We start from the raw sequence: 22829 nt of genomic DNA on the forward strand, positions 1-22829 counted from the left end.
TGAATGATAAATGATGCCTGCCATTCCTAGTTCGTCGTCCCCTCATTCTTCATTTATCATTCATCATTATGTCTCCACCCCGTCTTGCCGACCGCCTGTTGACCTGGTTCTGCGCTCCCCATCTGCGAGAGGAGGTGCTGGGGGATTTGCATGAACGCTACGCACTGCGGGTGAAGCATGGGGGCCAAACCCGTGCCCGACGACGCTATTGGCGGGATGTGCTGGCTTATGTGCGACCTGAGTTCATAAAACGACACCCTTCAGAATACCCTCAACCAACCAATACGATTATGCTACGGAATTATCTGAAAATCGCCTGGCGAAACGTACTCCGCTACAAACTAAACAGCGCACTTACCATAACCGGACTAGCTTTAGGACTGGCCTGTGGGCTGTTGATGATTCTTCATGTGCGGGAAGAATTGAACTACGACAAAGGATTTTCGAAAGCAGATCGAATCTACCGGATTACATCGGAAAATATTGGCGAGAAAAACCGGCAGTGGGCTGCTACATCGCCCATTCTGGGGGGTGAAATGCAACAGGCAATCCCTGCGATCCAGACCGTAGCCCGATTCCATCGTCCTTATCCAGACCGGATTTTCAGCTATGTCCCTGCCAATGGAGTGACAAAGCAGTTCGAGGAAAAATCAGGCTTTTTCGCCGACTCGACGGTGGTGGATGTATTCGACCTTTCGTTTGTGAAAGGTGATCCACAAACCGCCCTCAAACACCAGGACGCCATTGTCCTTACCGAAGCGATGGCGGCTAAATATTTTGGTAATGAAAATCCCCTGGGTAAACGGATTCAGGATGACCTGGACAAACGCTTATTGACCGTGACGGGCGTAATAAAACCCTATTCGTTCCCAACGCATTTACAGTTCGATTATCTGATTTCCATGTCCACCTTTTACAGCTATACTGACAGAAATACGCTGGAAAACAGAGGGTGGTCAGGCTTTTACAACTACATTCTACTGAACAGCAGTGTTTCGCGATCGGATGTGGAAAAACGCATTCCAGCGTTCATGGTGAAGTTCTACGAGGCTAAGGGCGAAACCAGAAAAGAAATCCTGGCAACCCGAAGAACGCCGATTCAACCCATTACGGATATACACCTGCACTCGAAGCTGGAAAAGGAAATGGGGCCAAACAGCGACATCACCTACGTCTACGTGTTTTCAATAGCCGCCCTATTCATTCTGCTGTTAGCAGCGGTCAACTTCATTAATATGGCCACGGCCCAGGCATTCAATCGAATGAAAGAAGTGGGTGTTCGGAAAGTATTGGGCGCTCGCAAAAATCAGTTAATCAGGCAGTTCCTGGGTGAATCATTTATTCTGACGCTGGTGGCTACAATGGGGGCTTTTCTTCTATTCCGCCTGGCCATTCCTTTTTATAATGATCTGGCTGCGAAGACCCTTCGCTTTGAGCAATTGTTCACCGCTTCGAACGGAGTGCTACTGGCGCTGTTGATTGGACTAATCAGTCTGGTTGCTGGTTTTTACCCGGCCCTGTTCATAGCAAACTTCACCCCTGTCAATTCCCTGAAAGGAAAAAAAAGCCAGGTTTCGTCAGTTACACTGGTTCGAAAAGGGTTGATCGTATTTCAGTTTAGTGTGTCGGTATTCATGATCTTCAGCACAATTGTCGTATACCGGCAAATGAAGTTTTTTCAGACGAAAGATCTGGGTTTCGATCAGGATCAGGTAGTGGCTATAAAACTGTATGGACGTGAGATGTGGGACAAAGCCGACGTGATTCAGCAGGAGTTTCAGAAAAATTCAGCCATTACCAATGTAGCCCGAATTTCTACCTTACCGGGTGACCGATTCGGTACGGATATGCTCACGCTGCCGGGGAAATCCGAAGATGCGAATCAATTCCGATTTATGTGGGCCGATGAAAATACGCTCCCGGTGTTACAGATCAGGATGAAAGCCGGTCGAAATTTCGTCAGAAAAATGGAAAACGCGCACTTTCCTTTAATTCTAAACGAAGCGGCTGCCAGAGCCCTCAAGCTGGATTCACCCATCGGGCAGAAGGCCGTATCCCTGGGCGACACCGGCGAAATTGTGGGTATTGTCAGCGACTTCCATTTTGCGTCCCTGCACAACACCGTAGATCCCCTGGTTATTGTTCAGCACCCTGGACAGGCCAATTACTTTCTGCTGAAGATTAGCGGGAACAAACTGACCGAAACCTTACAATTCGCCCAATCTACGTTGGCTCGTCTGTCGCCCGGCAGCTTGTTCAGCTACACATTTCTGGATGAAAAAATGGCTCGCCTGTATGATTCAGAAAAACGGGTCGGTAATGTGCTGAATGTGTTCGCCGTCTTCGCTATGTTCATATCCTGCATGGGTTTATTTGGTCTGACAGCCTATGCCGCTCAGGTACGCACAAAAGAAGTGGGGGTTCGGAAAGTGCTCGGGGCTACAGTGACCGGAATTATCGCTTTACTTTCCAGAGACTTCCTTCGCCTGGTACTCATTGCCACTATTCTTGCCTCGCCAGTGGCCTGGTGGGCCATGCATATATGGCTAAACGATTTTGCCTACCACATCGACATTGAATGGTGGATGTTTGGAATTTCCAGTCTACTGGCCCTTGTCATTGCCTTATTGACAGTCAGTTATCAAAGCATAAAAGCGGCTTTGATGAACCCCGTTAAATCGTTACGATCTGAATAGCGAGGAGCAAAGGGCGTGGCGCATGGGCTATTCGCTATGGGTCACCCCCTCGCTGCTTGCTTTACCTCCCTGCTCCATGCCCCCTGCTCCTCGCTCCAACCCACCCCGCCTGGCCGACTGCTTTTTGACCTGGTTCTGCGCTCTGCATCTGCGTGAAGAGGTGCTGGGTGATTTGCACGAGCGCTACGCGTTACGAGTAACGCAATTGGGAGAAAGCAAAGCCAGATGGTGGTATTGGCGAGACGTGATTGCGTATGTACGACCTGAGTTTTTGAAACGACAACCTCAAACCTATTCAAACCCAAGGACAACTGTTATGATCCGAAACTATGTAAAAATCGCCTGGCGGAATCTGATGCTGAACAAAGCGTTTACCGCTATCAATATTCTGGGGCTGGCTATTGGGCTGACAAGTTTTATGCTGATTGCAGTGTTCGTATACAATGAATTGAGTTATGACAAATACCCCGCCCATGCCAAAAATATCTATCGGGTACAGCTTTCCGTGGCTGGCAATGGCGATGTAGCTGTTTATCCGAACGTCGATGCGGGAGTTGGCGAAGGTATTCAACGGGCTTTTCCTGAAGTGAAAGCTGCGACGAAATACATGCCCGTTAGCGATTATATTCAGTACAAAGACAATCAGTTCAAGGAAGCGCACCTTGCTTTTGCCGATTCCAATTTTCTGCAACTCTTCTCCATTCCATTCATCAAAGGCAATGCGGCAACGGCGCTGATAGCCCCCAACAGCGTAGTGATTTCGAACGAATTTGCCCGGAAGTATTTTGGCGATGAAGACCCGATGGGCAAAGCACTGGCAGTGGGCACCCAGCGATCCGCTTTTACTGTGACGGGGGTCATCGATAAAGTGCCCGAGAATTCGCATTTTCACAGCGATGCGTTTCTAAGCTTGTCGTCCCGGCGTATTACCAATCCGACCTGGAGCAATATCGGCTTTTTTAGCTATCTGGAACTTGCCGATAAAGCCGATCCGAAAAAGCTGGAAGCGAAATTCCCGCAATTGGTGGCAAAATACGTGGTGCCGGAAGTGCAGCGCGATATGGGGGTTAGCCTGGCCGAAGCCCGGAAAGCAGTGGGTACATTCCGCTTTTGGTTGCAGCCGCTGACCGACATCCATTTGTACTCAAACACCAAATACGAACTGGAACCAAATGGCGATATTAAGTATGTCTATATTTTCTCGGCACTGGCGCTGTTTATTCTGTTGCTGGCCTGCATCAACTTCACCAATTTATCGACGGCTCAGGCCGCCAAACGTTCCAGAGAAGTAGGCATCCGGAAGGTAATGGGGTCGATTAAGAACCAGATCGTTTTCCAGTTCTTGACCGAATCCGTCTTGCTTACCTTACTGGCGATGCTGTGTGCCTATGGCCTGCTGTTTCTGCTGCTGCCCTATTTTAATCAGGTTGCCAACAAACAGATTAGCCTCTCCTTTCTGCTGGATTACCGGGCTGTTCTTACCCTCTTTCTGGTCAGTTTCCTGTCGGGCATACTGGCGGGCGTTTATCCGGCATTTTTCCTGTCGTCGTTCGGTATCATCAAAACATTGAAAGGGTCTTTTTTCGGCAAAGGCTCACAGAAAAAACCGCTGCATAACGGACTAATCATATTCCAGTTTGCTATTTCAACCATCCTGCTGATTGCCACGCTGGTTGTGTATAAGCAACTCCAATACATGCAGACTAAAAAGCTGGGCTATGATAAAGATCAGGTTATTACGCTACCCGATACGCGGCTCTTGGGCGACAGGCAACTCGCTTTTAAAGAGCAACTGGCGCAGAATGCACACGTTGTTTCGGCCAGTCTGTCGCGCTACACGCCGGGAGGAATGATGATGGATGGGACACAGATTTACCCCAAAAACGAATCCTCGAACGGCGCCGAAATTCACGCCAACATTTTTTACATCGACTACGATTACCTACACACGCTGGGCATACAGGTGGTACAGGGCCGGAATTTCTCCCGAGATTTCCCGACCGATTCGATTTCGGGTATACTCATCAATGAATCGGCGGTTCATGAACTAGGCTGGAAAGGCACCAATCCAATCGGAAAATCCATCGTTCGTTCGGGAAATCATGAATACAAAGTCATTGGCGTGGTGAAGGATTTCAATTACGTGTCGGTCAAGCAAAAGGTGGCCCCGCTCATGCTGATGATGGGCCGGAATGCGGGCGGTATCGTCCTAAAAATCAAAACTACGGATGTGTCTGGTTTCCTGGACGATCTGAAGCGGCAATGGGACTCTTTTAACCCGAATGGTCCGCTGGAATATCATTTTCTGGACGAGCAGTTCGCTACCTTCTATGCCAGCGAGCAGCGTACTCAACAACTCTTTTCGGCCTTTGCGCTGCTGGCCGTTATCATTGCCAGTCTTGGATTATTTGCGCTATCAGCGTTTGTGATCGAGCAACGTACTAAAGAGATCGGCATCCGGAAAGTGATGGGCGCTTCGGTGCCAGGCATCGTGCAGTTGCTGGTGAAAGACTTTGTTCAACTGGTGCTGATTGCTGTAGTGATTGCTTCGCCGATTGCCTGGTATGCCATGCATTATTGGTTGCAGGATTTCGCCTATCGGATCGACGTCGAGTGGTGGATGTTTGCCCTTTCTGGTCTGATGGCCCTGTCAATTGCCTTGCTGACGGTCAGTTACCAAAGCATTAAAGCGGCTCTGATGAACCCTGTAAAATCATTACGCTCTGAATAGCTTGGAGCCAGGGGCGTGGCGCATGGGCTATTCGCTATGGGTCCCCCCCGCGCTGCCTGCTTTACCTCCTTGCCCCATGCCCCCTGCTCCTCGCTTCAACCCACCCCGCCTGGCCGACTGCTTTTTGACCTGGTTCTGCGCTCCGCATCTGCGTGAAGAGGTGCTGGGTGATTTGCACGAGCGGTATGCCATCCGCGTCAAACGACGGGGAGAAACCAATGCGAACCAGCGCTATTGGCTGGATATGTTGGCCTATCTACGGCCTGAATTTATAACACGACAGAAACCGGAATACCCTAACCCGAAACGTGCAGATATGCTACGGAACTATATCAAAATCGCCTTTCGCAATCTGACTCGTCAGAAAGCCTACTCGTTTATCAATATCGGCGGACTGGCGGTGGGGCTGGCCGTGGCGATGCTGATCGGTTTGTGGATTTATGATGAACTGACATTCGACAAATACCACCAGAACTACGACCGCATTGCTCAGGTCATGCAGCATCAGACGATCAACGATGTTACAAGCACTAGCCGGGCGGTTCCTATTCCAGTGGCCAGTGTACTTCGGAGAAACTACGGCTCTGACCGTAACGGTGGGCTATTTAAACACGTGTTACTGTCGTCCTGGACCGAGAGACATATTCTGTCGTTTGGCGATAAGAAATTCTGGCGGACAGGTAATTACATTGAGCCGCAGGCACCTGATATGCTTTCGCTGAAGATACTGAAAGGGACACGGGCAGGCCTGCACGAACCTTACTCCATCATGATTTCCGAATCCGTTGCCAACGCCTTTTTCGGCACCGGTGAACCGTTGGGGAAACTACTGAAAATTGACAACCAGATCACCGTAAAAGTGACTGGCGTGTATGAGGACTTGCCATACAATACACAGTTTAGCAACATGGATTATATGGTTCCCTGGAAGGTGAATGTAGCCATACGGGATTGGGTGAAACGATCGGAGCAAAAGTGGGATAATAACTCGTTTCTGGTTTTTGTTCAACTGGCCGATCATGCTGATATGGACCAGGTTTCGGCAACGATCAAAGACATAAAATTGCGGAATGGAGGTAAGGAACTCGCCAAATTCAACCCCCAGCTTTTCCTTCAGCCCATGAGTCGCTGGCACCTGTATTCGGAGTTTAAAAATGGCGTCAACGTAGGCGGGCAGATTCAGTTTGTCTGGCTGTTTGGGGTTATCGGTGTGTTTGTGCTGCTGCTGGCCTGCATCAATTTTATGAACCTGAGTACGGCCCGAAGCGAAAAACGAGCGAAAGAAGTTGGCATTCGCAAAGCAGTTGGTTCTGTTCGGTTCCAGTTGATCGGCCAGTTTCTGAGCGAATCCTTGCTAGTGGTGATTATTGCCTTTGCGCTGGCGCTACTGTTGGTGCAACTGGTTTTGCCCTTCTTCAACGACGTGGCCGCAAAGAAAATGACCATGCTCTGGACCAACCCTGTCTTTTGGCTAATGGGACTCGGCTTTACGGTATTTACTGGCTTGCTGGCAGGTAGCTATCCAGCCTTGTATCTGTCCGGTTTTCAGCCCATTAACGCATTAAAAGGAGCATTCCGGGTCGGACGACTGGCAACCCTACCGCGCAAAGTGCTGGTGGTAGTTCAGTTTACGGTTTCTGTTACGTTAATTATCGGCACCATTATCGTGTTTCGGCAGATTCAGTTTGCCAAAAATAGACCGATTGGTTATAGCCGTAGTGGTTTGCTTTACGTTCAGACGACAACCCCCGATATTCATAATCACTACGATGCTTTCCGGAAGGAGTTGATCGAATCTGGAGCGGTTACCGAAATCGGGGAATCAGAAAGTCCATTAACGGGCGTTTGGAATGTAAATGGCGGGTTCGACTGGGATGGGAAAGATCCGAATCAGCAGCCCGATTTCGCCGTCGTTGGTGTGACATATGAGTTTGGTAAAACGGTTGGCTGGCAGTTTAAAGCGGGGCGCGATTTTTCGAAAACGTTCGGCACCGACTCGGCCGCGATGGTCATCAACGAAGCCGCTGCGAAGTTTATGGGCTTAAAAGACCCGGTTGGGAAAATCATCCGGGAAGGGGATCTGCGTTACAAAATCATCGGTGTCATTAAAGACATGGTGATGGATTCGCCCTATGAACCCGCCCGACAGATACTTTTTTACATCAGTGCTTTTCCCAGCAATTTCATCAACATCCGCCTGAATCCGGCTATCAGCGCCAGTGAAGCTGTCCGTAAAATTGGGGCCGTTTACCAGAAGTATAACCCAACGGCCATTTTCGACTATAAATTTGCCGATGCCGAATACGCCCAAAAATTTGCGGACGAAGAGCGGATTGGTACGCTGGCTTCAGGTTTTGCTATTCTTGCCATCTTTATCTCCTGTTTGGGTCTGTTCGGTCTGGCTTCATTTGTAGCCGAGCAACGTACCAAAGAGATTGGCGTTCGGAAAGTGCTGGGCGCTTCAGTGCTCAACCTTTGGGGGTTGCTATCGAAAGATTTTGTGATACTGGTTATTATCGCTTTCGGCATTGCCACACCCATCGCCTATTATTTCTTAGACAACTGGCTTCAGAAATACCAGTACCGCACTGAACTGTCGTGGTGGATTTTTGCCGCTTCGGGTGCCGGTGCCCTGCTCATCACCTTGCTGACAGTCAGTTTTCAGAGCGTAAAGGCTGCATTGATGAATCCGGTGAAAAGTTTGCGGTCGGAATAGCAGGGTATTCATTGCGAGAGAGCAGAGAAGGCGGAGGAACTTCTCTGCTCTCCTAATTCCTACCCAATCCGTAAAGGTAGCGACCGAAGTCGCTTGCCGGTAGCGGCAAAGAGGGCATTAGCCAGAGCGGGAGCAATGGGTGCCACCCCTGGTTCGCCAGCGCCACCCATCTGTTCGGTGCTCGGAACAATATGGACCTCAATGATTGGCATTTCGTTGATACGCAGCATTCGGTAATCGTGAAAATTGCTTTGCTGAACCCGGCCTTCGGCAAATGTGATTTCGCCATACAAGGCGGCTGTCAGACCATAAACAATGCCGCCCTCCATTTGCGCCACAACGCCATCAGGATTTACCGCCAGGCCACAGTCAATGGCACATACTACCCGATGCACCCGAATCTGCCCGTCGCTAACAGATACGTCCGCAATCTGAGCGACATAGCTTCCCATAGCTTCACAAACGGCTATGCCACGAACCATCCCATTGGATAGTGGTTTATACCAGTTTGCTTTTTCAGCGGCCAGATTGAGTGCTGCCAGATGCCGGGGGGCGTGTCTCAATACTGTACGACGATAATCAAGAGGGTCTTTCCCTGCTCGGCAAGCCAGTTCATCCACCAGCGTTTCTATAACAAAAACGGAATGCGTGGCTCCAACAGATCGCCAGGGCAGCACCGGAACGCCTACCTGAGTAGTATGCAGCTCAAAGGAAAAATTGGGGATATTATCTGAATAAGGAGCACCTTTTGTTACTAAGCTGTAGTCGATTCCGTTATGCACAATCATATCGGCCAGTGGTGTATTGGTAAATAACGACTGGCCAACAATGCGATGGAGCCACGCATTCGGCAGGCCATCTGACCCCATACCTACGTGAACAAAATGGGTATACATGGGCCGGTAATAGCCCCCCCGAATATCGTCTTCGCGAGTCCAGACCAGCTTAATGGCTTTGCCACTGAGTTTGGCAATCTGCACCGCTTCCATCACCCAATCGGAACTAAAAGAACCACGTCGGCCAAAACTGCCGCCCAGCCGGGGTGTATACAACTGAACCTGTTCGGGCTTTAGGCCGAGGTAAGCCGCTATTTCGGCCTGGTGTAATAACGGCGATTGCGTTCCGGTCCATACCTCACAGCTATCCGGCAAAATGCGCACCGTACAATTCAATGGTTCCATTGGGGTATGGGCCAGATACGGAAAGCTGAAAATTGCTTCGATCTGTTGGGTTGTCTGGGATAAGGCTGTTGTTACATCCCCTTTTCGGGCGAATGAAATACCTTCCGTTTGAGCTAGTTGATGGTAATGTTCCATCTGCTTTGTGCTACTTAACGTCGCGTTCGATCCTAAGTCCCAGTCAATCTGCAAGGCATCCCGCCCTTTTTTGGCCGCCCAGAATGAATCGGCAATAACGGCAACCCCCGTGGATACCTGCAACACTTGCCGAACCCCGTGTATCGTTTTTGCTTTATCAGCCCTGAAGGATTTAACTGTTGCGCCAAAAACCGGCGGATGTGCAACAACAACGGTTAGTAAACCGGGGAGGTGAATGTCGAGTCCATAAACGGCCTTACCATTTATTTTCTCAGGCGTGTCGAGTCGTTTTTGCGATTTACCAATGTATTTCCAGTCTCTGGGCTCCCGCAAGGTTACCGAAGGAACAGGTAATGTTGATGCTTCGGCTGCCACTTCACCATAGCTGATGCGCTTAGCTCCTGCCAGTACGTAGCCGTTTTCTGTGCGACATTCTTCGGGCAGGACTCCAAGTGTTCGGGCTGCGGCTATCGTAAGCATCACACGCGCCGTAGCGCCAGCCTGCCGATAGCGATCAAACTCCTGAACGGTGCTTTCTGAGCCTCCCGTTGAATGGTAAGCCAGATTGCCGAAGAAGTCCGGTGCATTTCCCGGCGGACTGGCTTCTACCCGTATTTTCGTCAGGTCGCAGTCGAGTTCTTCGGCAATAAGCATGGGAAGCGTAGTCCAGATTCCCTGCCCCATTTCCACCTTCGACAAAATCACATGAATGCTACTATCTGAGCCAATACGCAGAAATGCATTCATCGGTGTCGTATTCAAAATTGGAGGAGCAACCGCATGGGCCACTGCTTTTTCGGGCAAAGCAATGGCAACCAATAATCCACCACCGGCAAGAGCGCTGATTTTAAGAAAACTTCGCCGGTCGGGCAGATTGGTTTTAGGCGCTATATCGTCCATTGATCCGTTGTTCTTTAATCATACATACCCATATGTCTGAAAATTTTGAGCGAACCGTTTGCCTCCCGTCGCCAGATACGAAGATCTTTCCCTAAACCAATACCCGACGATTCGCCATTTCGCCAGTTGGCAATATGACTGGCATATTCGATCACGAACGGCCCCAGATCATCGATTCGGTCGTTGCGAACATCCAGTTTTTCAAAGATGGGCAATTCTTTTGTGTGCATTTCAATATACGCATCGATCTCCTTACGGCCTTTATAGAAGGAATGGTGCTGAGCGAACAAAATGCTTTCGTCTGAATAAAACTGCATCCATAGCTTCGCATCGTGTTCGGCGATGGTTTTCTCCATCAGTCGGTTGAGGGCCGCTAATTCGAAACGAATAGGGCTGTTGACGGGCAGATGTGCCTGAAGTGCAACATCGACTACCGGAATTTGAGGAAAGCGTAACAGGTCGGCCAGATCGAGCCAGTGATCGTAATTCCAGCCTTCGGTAATAACGGCCAGTTTAGTATTGTCCTGCTTTTCCCAGATGGTCTGATAGTTGCCTTTCAGGTTGTATTGTTTACCAGATGTTTTCTGCGCAATAGTAAGGCTAAATTGCCCATATTCTGCAACCTGTTTGCCCAGATCGAGAATTTCGAGTTCGGTTCGGGTATATGATTTTACCGTAAATCGGTTCAGAAAAGCGTTGTAGTAGGTTAACACAGGCTTAGCGCCAATCATTGTTCGCTGCGACTCGGTCATCAGGCGTATGCCATCAGTCCAATAGTCGGGAAGTCGTTCCGTTTGCGCATTGAGCAGGCTGTTTACATAATCGGCCCGGTATTGTTTCAGATAGGCAATCGTCTTCGCATCGGCCCGTAAATCCGGTTGCACCGGGGAAGCGGTTATGCCTGACATGGCTACAAGCAGCAGGAAATAGTGCATCAGCATCAGTTTATCGATTAAGGTGAAAAGCAATCCTAGTTTGTGCTATCGAAAACGAGGTGCCGGTCGAGGAACGGTAACACACGGTTATAAAATCGACCATCGTCGGTCCAAACTCTATTCCAGGGTGTTCCTCTGTATTCTTCGGCTTCGTGTTCAATACCTAATTCTTCCAGCTTTCGACTGAACACCTGATTGGAAAAGACATGGCTTTGTGTCGGATCGAAACGCCCCCAGTCAAAGGCAATACCGTGCATTGTTCTTAGGTTAGCTACGGATTCAGGTAATGCTTCTTCCAGCAAAAAACCGTGCTGATATCCCCTGATGATGCGTTCAGTTTGCGGTTTGAGGTCGCCATTGTCCGGTTCCATAAAAAAATCGCAGAAGAATGGCGGCCGATTCAGATTAGGTAAAAAAGCCTGACAGACCGTCAAAAAGAGTTTTGTTCGACCGTCGTTCCCGAGGTCATCAAATGTTTTAGCCTGGTGAATTTTTTTCCAATTCACTTCGACCAACTGAAAGGGCGTGTAGCCAATGCCGGTAGCCACCGGATGCATGGCATATACAACACTAAACAGATCGGCACGGGTCATGGCCAGTTTCAGTGCACCACGCCCACCCATGAAATCGCCCACCAGCGCCCGACTGTTGCGGTGGCGAATGGTCCGAAACGTACTGTCGATAAAGGGCACTAACTCCTCCGTCGTAAAATCGATCCAGCGTCCGCTTACGGGTGAGTTTTCGTAGATACTACCCGTGGTTGGGGTGCTGTAATCGGCGGCCACAAAGATGAATTCGTTAGTAACTCTGTTGGCTATTCCCCGATTCAGCAATTCTACTACTCGTCCATCCTGAAAGAGCTGGTCAGTATTCTGGAAAATACTATGGAAGTAGTAAACAACCGGATACGATTTGCCCGATCTGTTGTAGCCAGGTGGCAGATAAACCTTCACCGTTCGGTTTAGGTCGAGGCCTATCCGGTTCTCCTGAAGCAGCCGGGAGGTTAGTTTTTTGGTCTGCACAGTGCCCGCTTTGCCGACCGGACCAGTGGCCTGGCCATAGCTACAAACCATATGGCCAGAAAGAAGCAGGAAGGTGAAAATCAGTTGTTTCATAGATGGGCCATTAATTGGTACATAAAGAAATGACCTCCATCCCTTAAAAGTGAACCTATATGACAATCAGGCTCATTTACTTGATCAACTGCCGGTTTTGGGCTAATAGGGCACTCGGTATCCGTTAAGAGGATTTTGTTACCGCTTGTGTGGCAGGGCGTTCATTTCGTCAATTCATAGACGCCGTTGACATAAAGAACAGCATAAATTGAGCTGATTTCTGTAATTTCGGATCGGCCAGATTTATACCCGTTAACCGCGTGGCGCTTATGCCATGAACGTTATGCATAGTCGTCAATCCAGTCAAAATTGGTTTTTTCGGTATAAGCTCTATCACCTGCCATTCTGGTTCCTTTATCATTATCTCTGGTGGAATGTAACGCTGGGTAATCCTATCAAGGTTTTCCAGACAATTGTGATTCCACCCTATGCCCTTAAATACAGTTTCTACGTTATTTTTCAGGCACTGGCCGTTTATTTTAACCTGTATTTTCTGATTCCCAGGTATCTGGAAAAAAGTCATTTTGCGCGCTACATCAGTTACCTGGCTCTTACGGTGGTGTGTGCAACGCTTTGCGTTGTGAGTGGTTATTACGTCAGTTCCTATGTCAGCGGTCGAACCATTGCCGACCTTTTCGGGCAATCGGCCTGTTTCAATACTTTTCTGAGCAATGCCCTGCCTTCAACGGTGGCCAGTATGACGCTGGCGATGAGTATTAAATTGACCAAAAACTGGATTCAGACGCGGCAACGGCAGCAGTTGCTCGAAAAAGAAAAGCTGGAAACGGAGCTTACGTTTCTTAAAAATCAGTTCAATCCGCATTTTCTCTTCAATACGATCAACTCCATTTTTTTTCTGATTCATAAAAACCCTGATATGGCATCGGCTTCACTGGCCAAATTTTCTGACTTGCTCCGGTATCAGCTATACGAATGCAACGACCAGCAGATACCACTTAGCCGGGAAATTGCCTATCTGGAAAATTTTATCGAACTGGAACGACTCCGGCAAAATGCTAATGTTGAAGTTTCGGTGGACATTGTATCGGTGTTGGATGCCGATTACCTGACGATAGCACCATTTATTGTTTTGACATTTGTGGAGAATGCATTCAAACACGTTTCGCATCATCATGACCAGTCCAACTGGATCGAACTGAAAGTGGCGTTGCAGGGAACAAAACTCATACTGCATGTAGCCAATAGCACAACCACCAACCCAGTCGCTGAGGCTATCCGGCACGGTGGCATTGGCCTCAAAAATGTACGGCGTCGGTTGGATTTGTTGTATCCCGATCACTATGAACTCGATGTTGAGAACAATGGCGATCAGTTTCAGATTCACCTGCAGCTATGGTTAACCGAATTTGTATACGCGCCCGTGCAGCAACGGGCTGGCTTCGTTGAAACCAATCGTTCTGTATGATCAACTGTATCATTGTCGACGATGAACCTCTGGCACGTGAGGGATTGGCCAGTTATGTACGGGAAGTTGATTTCCTGCGGCTAATGGGCACCTGTGAACATCCGCTTGATGTGGTTCCTTTACTCGACCAGCAACCCATCGAGCTGATCTTTCTGGATATTCAGATGCCCAAGATGAGTGGTATCGACTTTCTGAAAATCGTTCAGAAGCCGCCGATGGTGGTTATCACTACAGCTTACCCCAGTTTTGCACTGGAAGGTTTTCAGTTGAACGTACTCGATTATTTGCTCAAGCCCATTACGTTCGATCGTTTCTTTAAATCGGCCAATAAAGCGCGGGAGTACCATCGGCTCCTGACCCAGCCGTCTGTTGTGGACACGACCAACGCCACTGCCAGTTCTGATTATTTCTTCATCAAGTGCGGCAATAAGTATGAAAAGCTGTTTTATGCCGACATTCTGTTCATTGAAGGATTACAAAACTACGTAACCTTTTTTACTGCCAAAGGGAAGTATGTGACTTTGTTGAACCTTAAAAATTTAGAACAACACCTAACCGCTCCGCCCTTCATTCGGGTGCATAAATCGTATCTGGTGGCTGTCGACAAAATTGACGGAATCGAGGGCAATGAGTTATTCATCCAGACACACCGTATTCCTATCAGCCGGAACTATCGCGATCAGGTGATGAGCAGTGTGCTGGCCGATAAGTTGTGGAAGAAGTAAACGAGGAGCTGCGCACCCCCGCCATTCCTACCCTCAATACACAACAAGCTCTGGTTTACCAGACGTTAATTTCCTGTAGGGATTGGCCAGAAATTCCTGCATCAAACGTGCCCATTCGGGACCACCAACGCCATGCGAGCGTAGTTTAAAGAGGACTCGCTGGCTATTGGGCATATAATGGTGAAGCCTATCGATGTATAGCGGTCGGGTGGCGTTGTCCATCTCACCGTCGACTAACAGGGCTGGTTTGTTGGAATAGAAGGGCTTTTTGGTTTCCGGACTGATCGGTGGCACCTTCCAGCAGTCGCATAGCGGCTGGTAGACATCATTGATGTGATACCCTCTCAGGTAGGGATAGACATCATACAGTTGCTGTTTTACCTGTTCGCTATGATAAGCGGCCTGATCGGCGCAGTACACCGACATTCGCATACCCGAAGGCCCATTATAACCACTCAGTTTGCTATCTAAAACACCTTTTACGAACCCGTGATTTCCGTGGATCATCTCCGTAATGATGTATGGAATTTGCCGGATGCGGGCGGCATTGTACATAACATTGACCAGGTAGTCGAGCAGTTCATTTCGCGTGTATTGCACTCGCAGGGTGTCTTTTGCCCCTTTTTCAACGTACGGAAACGTAAACGTTTTGCCTTCGATACCGGTAAAGTATTGCTCGAATCGTGCCTTTAAATTGCCGTACCGGGCCTTATCGGTCGAGTCACGTTCGACGTGATCGAACAGGATGTTCAGCGCTTCGGCAAAATTGGCAGGTTCATCCTCATCAATCGGTACAAAAATGGGTAAGGGAGAGTCCAGAATTAAGGATCGGATGCGCGACGGATCTCGCTGAAGAACGGCGGTCATTAGTCCACCGCTATACGAAATACCCACCAAATTAATCGAATCGACCCTGAGCGTAGCCAGCAGATCATGTATATCAGATACGGTTTCGTCAGTATTGTAACCAGCGAGGTCGATGCCTTTGGTCTCCAGCGATTTTTTGAGTCGTTTGACACCGACCACCTCCATGCTGTCCTTGTTCAGATTTTTGCGATAGGCTTCCCTGACAGCCTGACCCAGCTCGATACCTTCCAAATTCGGAACGGCAAAGTGAGTACCCCGTTGTTCAAAGGCAATACAATCGCGGTCATTAATAACCAGCGACTTAACCGCTCCCTTCACCCAACCCAGTGAACTGGCACCGGGACCGCCACCCGTAAACAATACGGGGTCTTTCCGTTTAGCCGGATTTTTACTTTCGACCCAAATGAACGGTAGTTTAATGGTTTTCCCGTTCTTCTTTTTCCGGTTTTCGGGTACAATCAGATACGCACAGCGCGTCCGAAACGTACTGTCTGGCTGAACCTGACAAGGGCATGACTCCAGTTGACGAACGACGCCTGGCTGGCTTCGAGCCAGGGTAATGCGGCAAACGAAGAAGAAAGTAAGTACGGCTAGTTTGGGCAGTTGATTCATCGGTATCTGCTTTTTTCAGCAAAACAATCGGATTACCCGCGCAGATTTTAGTAAAAAACGGACATTCTCAGTCCCGACTGCCTGTTGAAATGCACTATGCCAGCCATGTCCATTCCTGCGCGGTAAGCTGGAAACTTCCGATTACAGATCAGGTTACTGCCAGAACACTAACTATTATTCGCTACGTAATGAGTTGACAGGGTTCATCAGCGCACTGGCAATCGTTTTACTACCAATGGATAGCAATACCATCACAAAGACCAGCAGAGCAGGGCCCGCAAAAAGCCACCAGCTTAGTTCAATCCGTGTAGCGTAATTGGCCAGCCAGTTGTTGACCAGAAAATACGTTACCGGCAAACCGATCAGAATGGATAACCACACAGTGCGTATAAAATCCTTCGAGAGCAGAACAAGCAGGTTTATCGTACTGGCTCCGATCACTTTACGAATCCCAATTTCCTTGGTCCGTTTGGATACCGTAAACGTGGCTAAACCGAACAGGCCCAAACAGGAGATCAGAATGGCAAATCCCGTTAAGCCACCAAAGACCTGCTGAAAGCGATCGTCGGCTTTATATTGTTTGTCATACTCACTGTCGAGAAAGAAATAGTTGAAGGGAGAATGGGAAAAATTAGCCTCGTATATGCGCTTCAGCGTGGCCAGGTGCTCTTCCGCATTTCCGCTGGTAAACTTCACGCTGGCAAATGAACTTAAATGAGGGGAGTATAGCAGGATAATAGGAATAAAGGCAGACTTGGGCGATTCGTAGTGGTAATTTTTGACGACTCCCCGGATCGTAGCCTGATGTCCCCACAAATCGACCCGCTTACCGATGGCCTGCTGAGGTGTTGGAATTTCCCATAAACGCAGCGTTTCCTCATTGACAATGAGTTGCCGATCGGTGGTGTCCGAAAAGCCGTACCGAGTGGTGGCATCGAAGTTCCTACCCGCCAATAGCCGTATCCCCATTAAGTCAATAAACGAAGTATCGATTGGCGTTATATAAAAGTTATAATAGGTTTTCCTGACTGCATCAGACAAATTGACGCCAGTGGATGTTCCCATTTGCGACGACACCAGCCCCGGTACAGTGCCGGAATACGCTACCGATCTGACCTGCGATTGAGCCAGCAGCATTTGTCGAAAGGATTCATAAGCCTGCTCACTATTAGTTCCCACCGGCGCTTTAACTACCAGCGTATGATCCATGCGAAGACCTAAATTCTGTTTCCGCAGAAAGGCCACCTGTTGGTAAACAGTGAACGTTTGAACTAACAGAATAAGAGTAATCGTCAGTTGAAAAACCACTAACGTCTTGCGTAGAAATACACCTTTGCTGGAACGCGAGAAATTGCCTTTCAGGACCGTAAGCGGCTCGAAAGTTGACAGTACAAAGGCGGGATAAAGGCCAGAAAGGCAACTGCTAAGTACTAAAAAGGCGGCTAGACTTTGCCAGAAAAATACGTCTCCAAACACCGTAAACCCTTCAGGCAATCCCGCCATCTGAACAAACACCGACCGCAGGGCTGCTACTAAACCTATGGCCAGGACCCCAGCGATTCCATTGATGAAAACTGTTTCCAGAAAAACCTGAGTTCTGATTTGGGCCAGGGTGGACCCAATGACCTTTCTCATACCAATTTCTTTGGCGCGATCAGTGGCTTTGGCCGTGGTCAGATTCACGTAGTTGACAAAGGCGCTCAGGAGTACCAGAAACGCTACCCCCATCAAGAAGTACACCGACTGCGCGTCTCCGTTGGGTTCTGTTTCATACGTTTTGTGGGAATACAGATGAATATCGCCGATTTTCTGGCCAATTACCCGCTCGCTGGTTATCTTTTTTTCCTTGATCAATCGATCACTAAAGGCTGCCAGCGACTTTGTAAACCGCTCATAATTGGCATTTTCGGCCAGTTGTACATACGTGTATAGATTATTACCGTTCCAGTCCTCTTCCTTTTGGTCAAAGTCCGACTGTAGCGTTGGGTAAGAGAACAGCATGTCAAATTTCAGATGGGTGTTGGCCGGGCTATCTGGCACGACGCCTACGATCTCCAGCAGGATCTTATTTTGAGGGCGTGACACGTTCAGCGTTTTGCCCAGCACATCCAGCGTTCCGAAATAGGTCAACGCCATTGTTTGAGTCAGCACAACCTGCCGGGGTCTGGTAAAGATACTGGTTCGGGCCGCCCGAATCAGTGGGTAGTTGAACATGGCGAAAAAGGAGGAATCGACGGCCAGAGCCTGGTCAACTACGTAATACCGATCGCCAAGCTGAATAGTCAGTCGTTTGGTAAATGGTTTGGCCCGGGTGTAGTTAACGACCTCATTCATTTCCTGTTTGGCTTTGGGGCCGATCGGGTTGTATGTTTCGGCATCCTGAGCGTCGAGGGCGCCCCCATTCAGGTAATCCATAGTGAGCCGCACAATCCGATTCGCCAGGGGGTTGGTAGCCTCATAACTCAACTCGAAGCGCACATACTGGATTATCAGTAAGGCAACCGCCAAACCAGTGGCCAGCCCTATGAGGTTAATAAGGGCGAAGGTGGTGTCTTTTCGGAAAATTCGCAGAGCGATTTTGAAGTAGTTGCTGAGCATAAGCGGACTGAGCGAAGAATGAGGTGAATACGAGGTTTTCTGAGCGGTTTGAACGCTGAGTTGGCGAGCGATGAAATATGGACGACAAAATCGGATGACTTCCCGGATATACCGACGCCGGGCGGGTGTCTCGCCCAACTCAGCTACTTGTCGATCGAATTGTTCGTGGAGATCGCCGAGCAGTTCTTCCTGTAAATCTTCCGGGCAGAAGAGCCTGAGCAATTGATCGGCCCAGGCAGGCGGCAACGGTGCGGGCTGACGGTGGGGCATGATTCAGGAGAAAGATAGGTTCGGGATAGCCTCCCATAAGTCATTGCGTACCTGTCGCATCTCATCCAGTGTGCGTTTACCGTAAGCGGTAATCGAAAAAAGGCGCTTTCGGCGTCCTCCACGGGCCGTCGTAGCGCCACCCAGTTCCGATTTGACAAATCCTTTTTCCTCCAGCCGATATAAGGCGACATGGACTCCGCTGAGGTTGATGGAACGGTTGGATCGTTGCTTTAACTCGTCGGCAATATTGAGTCCATAAGCCGTGCCATTTAATAGCGCCACCGTCAGCAGAACGAGTTCTTCAAACTCCCCCAGATAAGTTCTACCCATATCCCAATTCGTTAATCAGCTAATTTTCTTGCTATTTGCTAAACAAATGAAATGCCACAAGTGTATTGTGCAGACTATCAGTTGCTTGTGTCTTTTTCAGACGTCATTAGCTGTCCGAAAGCGTACAGTTTATGTCCGTTCCTGAACAGAATCGATGGGTTCAATTTCCCTGGAGCAACAGATTGAATACAATAGTCTATTGCTCCAGGCTGGCATTTTTATGCGTTGCCTGCGGTTAATTTTTTGCCCGTGAGCCTAACAACGTCCTTGTAGAAATGGCTCATGTCGTAATAGCCGTACTCGTAAGGCGAGAACTGATTTTTATGGGCGACGTAATTGGATAAGGCCGTTCGCGCTCTCATTATCGAAAGATATTGTTTGGGCGGGCTCCCAATAACCCGGTGGAAATACCGATTGATCGTTTTGGAGGTCAGAAACAGGCGGTCGGCAAGCTGCCCCGTGTTCAGTTCCATACCGTTCGCGCCAAACGTACCAATGGTATGGCTCACCATCGTTCGGTAATGGTCAGGCTTATTCCTACCGTTTAACCGACTCAAAAAGAACGACTCAAGCAGATTGACACGCTCGTCAAAATCGATAGCCTGTTTAACGCGCTGAATGAGCGGTGCGGGCCAAACGGTTTCCAGCGGCACCACCCGATCTCGAAACTGCACCTGATTGATGCCAAGAATCGCTTCCAGGCCACCCGGAAAAAACTTGACTGTAACAATATGATCGGTTGGCAGATTATGCCGCTCAACGATGTTGTTTCGCAGAATGAGCACATCGGTCTGCTTCTGAATCTGGTAGATGGTTGAGCCCACAGTTAGCTGATACGGTTCTCCCAGATTGATGTAGCAGGTTGGTGTCCAGCTCGGGAACATCCTGACCGTAAACAGGTTATTAGCCACCTGCCGAAAGGTTTCTTCTGGAGACGATTCCGAAATAAACTCAATGTAACTGGCTAGTTCATTTTGCGGAAAGTAGAATCGATACAGCTTTCGGATGTTGTCGAAGATTTCCGTCATTTTCAAGTTAAGTTACTTATTGCGGTTAAGCTTTTGCTGAGCAATTTGAATGGCTTTGTGTAGTTTTTCCTGCAATAGCTTTGGATGGGGGAGGGTTGTCAGATAGTCGGCAACACGGATGTTGCTCTTATCTATTTGGAGCAGTTCGACATGCTCTTAGTTGTTACCCGTGCAGAGGATTAGGCCAATAGGCGTATTCTCTCCGTCAATTTGTTCATATTTTTCCAGATATCGTAAATACAATTCCATCTGCCCTTTATAGCTGGCTTCAAACTCGCCCAGTTTCAGATCAATAGCCACTAGACATTTTAGTCGACGATGATAAAACAATAGATCGATGTAATAATCGCGGCTATCGATACTAATACGTTTCTGTCGGGCCATAAACGCGAAATCACTGCCCATTTCAACCAAGAAACGCTGCAATTCAACAATAATGGCTGTTTCGAGGTCTTTTTCGGAATAAGTGTCAGATAAACCCAAAAAATCCAGGACGTAAGGATCACGAAACACTAGATCGGGGCTAATTTTCTGCTCTTTACGAAGTACAGTCAAGTCATTTTGAATCGTCTGCTCAGGTTTTTTGCTGATAGCTGTGCGCTCGTAGAGCATGGAGTCGATGCGTTCGCGAAATGTGCGGACACTCCATTTTTCGAGTATGCACATCTGAGTATAAAATTCCCGTTTCAACGGGTCGTTTATTGGAATTAGCGCTAACAGATGCGTCCAGCTCAATTGTCGTATCACTGATACGACAATCTGCTCGTCGGGAAATACCTTGGAAAACTGCATCATACGACGCAGTTTTTTTCGGCGAAAGATGCTCCAAACTCAGATTCTAACTGCTGGCTTATTGCACTGACAAGGTGCTTGCCATAGGTTTCTGCGCTGCTATATTGATCCAACTCATTATTGACTCGACGGCCGACTTGCCAGTATAAGTAACTCATGGCTGCATTGACCGATGTGGCCATCTGCTGTTTGCTGGCTTCGATCAGTAGTCTAATATCGGAAACGATGATATGTTCTGAGTGTGGAGTTGGATTCATAATCAATAGTTACGGTGTTGGTCATCTATTTTGCTAATCATAGGGAAATCTCCCTCATAAGGTTAGCGGAGGTTGAATGCCTGGAAGACAGTTTTTCCACCAGTTTTCAACGCTACATCTTTCACCGCGCCTGTTCCCCGAAACCCATATGTAATTCCTACAATTTCTACGTTCTTTGTCGGAAGCGGTGCTGAGTAAGCCACTTTATCATTGACGGTATAATAGAGTTTTTGGCCGTCGCTGTGGCATGTTACGTGAACCCAATCCGAAAAATCAACCCCCAATCCAGACAAATCTGTGTTTTTGCCGGATACAGTCCGGGCGCCATCCATCAGCATCAGTTCGGAAATACAGCCTTTGGTACAGAGTGGTATCGAGATCGGCATGTCGTTGGTCATCAGCACAATCCACGATTGCTGACAGGTGGCCGACCCTTCGCTGTATTCGTTCTTTACCCGGCAGTCAAAGGTGAAATCTGTAACGGGCACGGGCGCGAAATTGCCGACGTTGAAATACTTTAGTAGGGGTGCTTCGGGCTGTAGTGTTACGTTTTTCTGCTGGATGGTTGCAGTAGATAATCGCATCTGTTCCGGTGTCATAAATTCGGCCGGCTTGAGGTAAATCGGAACGGATTTGGTCACAATGGTTCCTAACCAGCCGTTGGTAGGAATCAACAGCGAGTGCTCTTTCACGATCTCATGACCCACAATCAGCTTGGCCCGGTAAAAACCTGGTTCGTAATAGATGGATGTATGTGTCTGGCCATTTTTGTCAACCACTTCCCGGCGGGCCTGATCCCAGGATTGCTGAATGTAGATCGAATCGGTAGGCGACGCTGATGCATCGTACGTGAAAATGACCGAGTTTGGAATGGTACGGGTCAGGGGCTTGCTGCTAAAGCTGTACTGAGCGGCATCGACCTGCGGATTTTTCTGCTCAAAGGCCACCATCCCAAGTAAAACAATCCCAAGTGTAATGCCTGACATCCAGCCCAGCCGACGCCAGTTGATGGACGGCTTCATCGGTATGGCCACTATCGGCTCAGCAGTACCGGAGGATTGCGTGGTGGATTCTATCGGCATACTCAACGATCGAACAAACTGCCGCCAGTCGGCGTAACCGGCAAACTGAGCCAGGGTATTTAGCGTGGTGCCGCTGGGCAAATGCTGGTAATCGACCCGCCCCCAAATTCGGCGTAGCGTACTGGCGCTTAACGAAACGCCCGTTTCGTCCAGAATCCGCTGTTGCAGATTCTCAAAGTCGGTGCTTGTCCAGGTTTCGCTCGCTCCCCAATCGAGTTTCTGTTCGATCAATTGTTTGCAGCGGAGCAAATCGGTTGAATCGGAAACCATTGTCAGTCAGTGTGATACAACTTGAAAAAACTTGAATTCGGAATGATTTTACGTCGATGGGCTTTCTTGATACGTTTGCCAGCACAATCTAAATCAGCGTACGAGTTTACACGTTTTTACGATCAATTCCGATGCTGCCTACTGCCTCTCAAACGATCACGAA

The 22829-nt window shown here is 48.7% G+C and carries 15 protein-coding genes; 5 read left to right on the forward strand and 10 right to left on the reverse strand.

The features are described from left to right. The first annotated feature begins 68 nt into the window (after positions 1 to 68). The 3 genes from WBJ53_RS12470 to WBJ53_RS12480 all read left to right on the forward strand — a co-directional run bounded on the left by WBJ53_RS12470 (position 69) and on the right by WBJ53_RS12480 (position 8143). The gene (locus WBJ53_RS12470; RefSeq protein WP_338876453.1) at positions 69 to 2696 is read left to right on the forward strand and encodes a permease prefix domain 2-containing transporter; all 2628 of its coding nucleotides are present in this window, start codon (positions 69 to 71) and stop codon (positions 2694 to 2696) included. Positions 2697 to 2772: 76 nt separating this feature from the next. Next, on the forward strand, positions 2773 to 5427 hold the full coding sequence (locus WBJ53_RS12475; RefSeq protein WP_338876454.1) for an ABC transporter permease: 2655 nt from the start codon (positions 2773 to 2775) through the stop codon (positions 5425 to 5427). A gap of 76 nt (positions 5428 to 5503) precedes the next feature. Then, positions 5504 to 8143 (forward strand): ABC transporter permease, encoded by a 2640-nt coding sequence (locus WBJ53_RS12480; RefSeq protein ID WP_338876455.1) that lies wholly within the window; start codon positions 5504 to 5506, stop codon positions 8141 to 8143. A gap of 59 nt (positions 8144 to 8202) precedes the next feature. On the opposite strand, the gene WBJ53_RS12485 is transcribed toward WBJ53_RS12480, so the two are convergent. From WBJ53_RS12485 to WBJ53_RS12495, 3 genes are read right to left on the reverse strand one after another with little or no spacing between them, the layout of a single operon-like run. Next, positions 8203 to 10359, reverse strand: a complete 2157-nt coding sequence (locus WBJ53_RS12485; protein ID WP_338876456.1) for a xanthine dehydrogenase family protein molybdopterin-binding subunit — start codon at positions 10357 to 10359, stop codon at positions 8203 to 8205. Between the two features lie 14 nt (positions 10360 to 10373). Then, on the reverse strand, positions 10374 to 11300 hold the full coding sequence (locus WBJ53_RS12490) for a nuclear transport factor 2 family protein (RefSeq protein ID WP_338876457.1): 927 nt from the start codon (positions 11298 to 11300) through the stop codon (positions 10374 to 10376). Between the two features lie 29 nt (positions 11301 to 11329). Next, positions 11330 to 12409 carry an alpha/beta hydrolase-fold protein gene (locus tag WBJ53_RS12495; RefSeq protein ID WP_338876458.1) on the reverse strand — a complete coding sequence of 360 codons (1080 nt, stop codon included), beginning with the start codon at positions 12407 to 12409 and terminating at the stop codon, positions 11330 to 11332. 274 nt (positions 12410 to 12683) lie between these two features. Here WBJ53_RS12495 and WBJ53_RS12500 point away from each other — a divergent pair, with 274 nt between their 5' ends. Both WBJ53_RS12500 and WBJ53_RS12505 read left to right on the forward strand, forming a co-directional pair. Beyond that, on the forward strand, positions 12684 to 13835 hold the full coding sequence (locus tag WBJ53_RS12500) for a histidine kinase (RefSeq protein ID WP_338876459.1): 1152 nt from the start codon (positions 12684 to 12686) through the stop codon (positions 13833 to 13835). Further along, complete coding sequence (locus WBJ53_RS12505; RefSeq protein ID WP_338876460.1) at positions 13832 to 14560, forward strand: LytTR family DNA-binding domain-containing protein; 729 nt, start codon at positions 13832 to 13834, stop codon at positions 14558 to 14560. Before WBJ53_RS12500 ends, WBJ53_RS12505 begins: the two co-directional genes overlap by 4 nt. Before the next feature lie 33 nt (positions 14561 to 14593). Here the strand turns inward: WBJ53_RS12505 and WBJ53_RS12510 are convergent, their stop codons facing one another. The 7 genes from WBJ53_RS12510 to WBJ53_RS12540 form a co-directional block, all read right to left on the reverse strand. After that, positions 14594 to 16039, reverse strand: a complete 1446-nt coding sequence (locus WBJ53_RS12510) for an alpha/beta fold hydrolase (protein ID WP_338876461.1) — start codon at positions 16037 to 16039, stop codon at positions 14594 to 14596. Between the two features lie 174 nt (positions 16040 to 16213). Beyond that, positions 16214 to 18907, reverse strand: coding sequence for a permease prefix domain 2-containing transporter (locus WBJ53_RS12515; RefSeq protein WP_338876462.1), 2694 nt, complete (start codon positions 18905 to 18907; stop codon positions 16214 to 16216). Between the two features lie 3 nt (positions 18908 to 18910). Further along, positions 18911 to 19237 carry a helix-turn-helix transcriptional regulator gene (locus WBJ53_RS12520; protein ID WP_338876463.1) on the reverse strand — a complete coding sequence of 109 codons (327 nt, stop codon included), beginning with the start codon at positions 19235 to 19237 and terminating at the stop codon, positions 18911 to 18913. 218 nt (positions 19238 to 19455) lie between these two features. Then, entirely contained in the window at positions 19456 to 20265 is an 810-nt protein-coding gene (locus tag WBJ53_RS12525) for a helix-turn-helix domain-containing protein (RefSeq protein WP_338876464.1), read from the reverse strand. 156 nt (positions 20266 to 20421) lie between these two features. Beyond that, the gene (locus tag WBJ53_RS12530) at positions 20422 to 21060 is read right to left on the reverse strand and encodes a YhcG family protein (RefSeq protein WP_338876465.1); all 639 of its coding nucleotides are present in this window, start codon (positions 21058 to 21060) and stop codon (positions 20422 to 20424) included. Then, the gene (locus WBJ53_RS12535; protein WP_338876466.1) at positions 21057 to 21314 is read right to left on the reverse strand and encodes a DUF1016 N-terminal domain-containing protein; all 258 of its coding nucleotides are present in this window, start codon (positions 21312 to 21314) and stop codon (positions 21057 to 21059) included. Before WBJ53_RS12535 ends, WBJ53_RS12530 begins: the two co-directional genes overlap by 4 nt. Positions 21315 to 21376: 62 nt before the next feature. Beyond that, positions 21377 to 22666 carry a hypothetical protein gene (locus WBJ53_RS12540; RefSeq protein WP_338876467.1) on the reverse strand — a complete coding sequence of 430 codons (1290 nt, stop codon included), beginning with the start codon at positions 22664 to 22666 and terminating at the stop codon, positions 21377 to 21379. Positions 22667 to 22829 lie beyond the last annotated feature (163 nt).

Origin of the sequence: Spirosoma sp. SC4-14 (assembly GCF_037201965.1) — a bacterium.
Classification (GTDB): Bacteria; Bacteroidota; Bacteroidia; order Cytophagales; family Spirosomataceae; genus Spirosoma.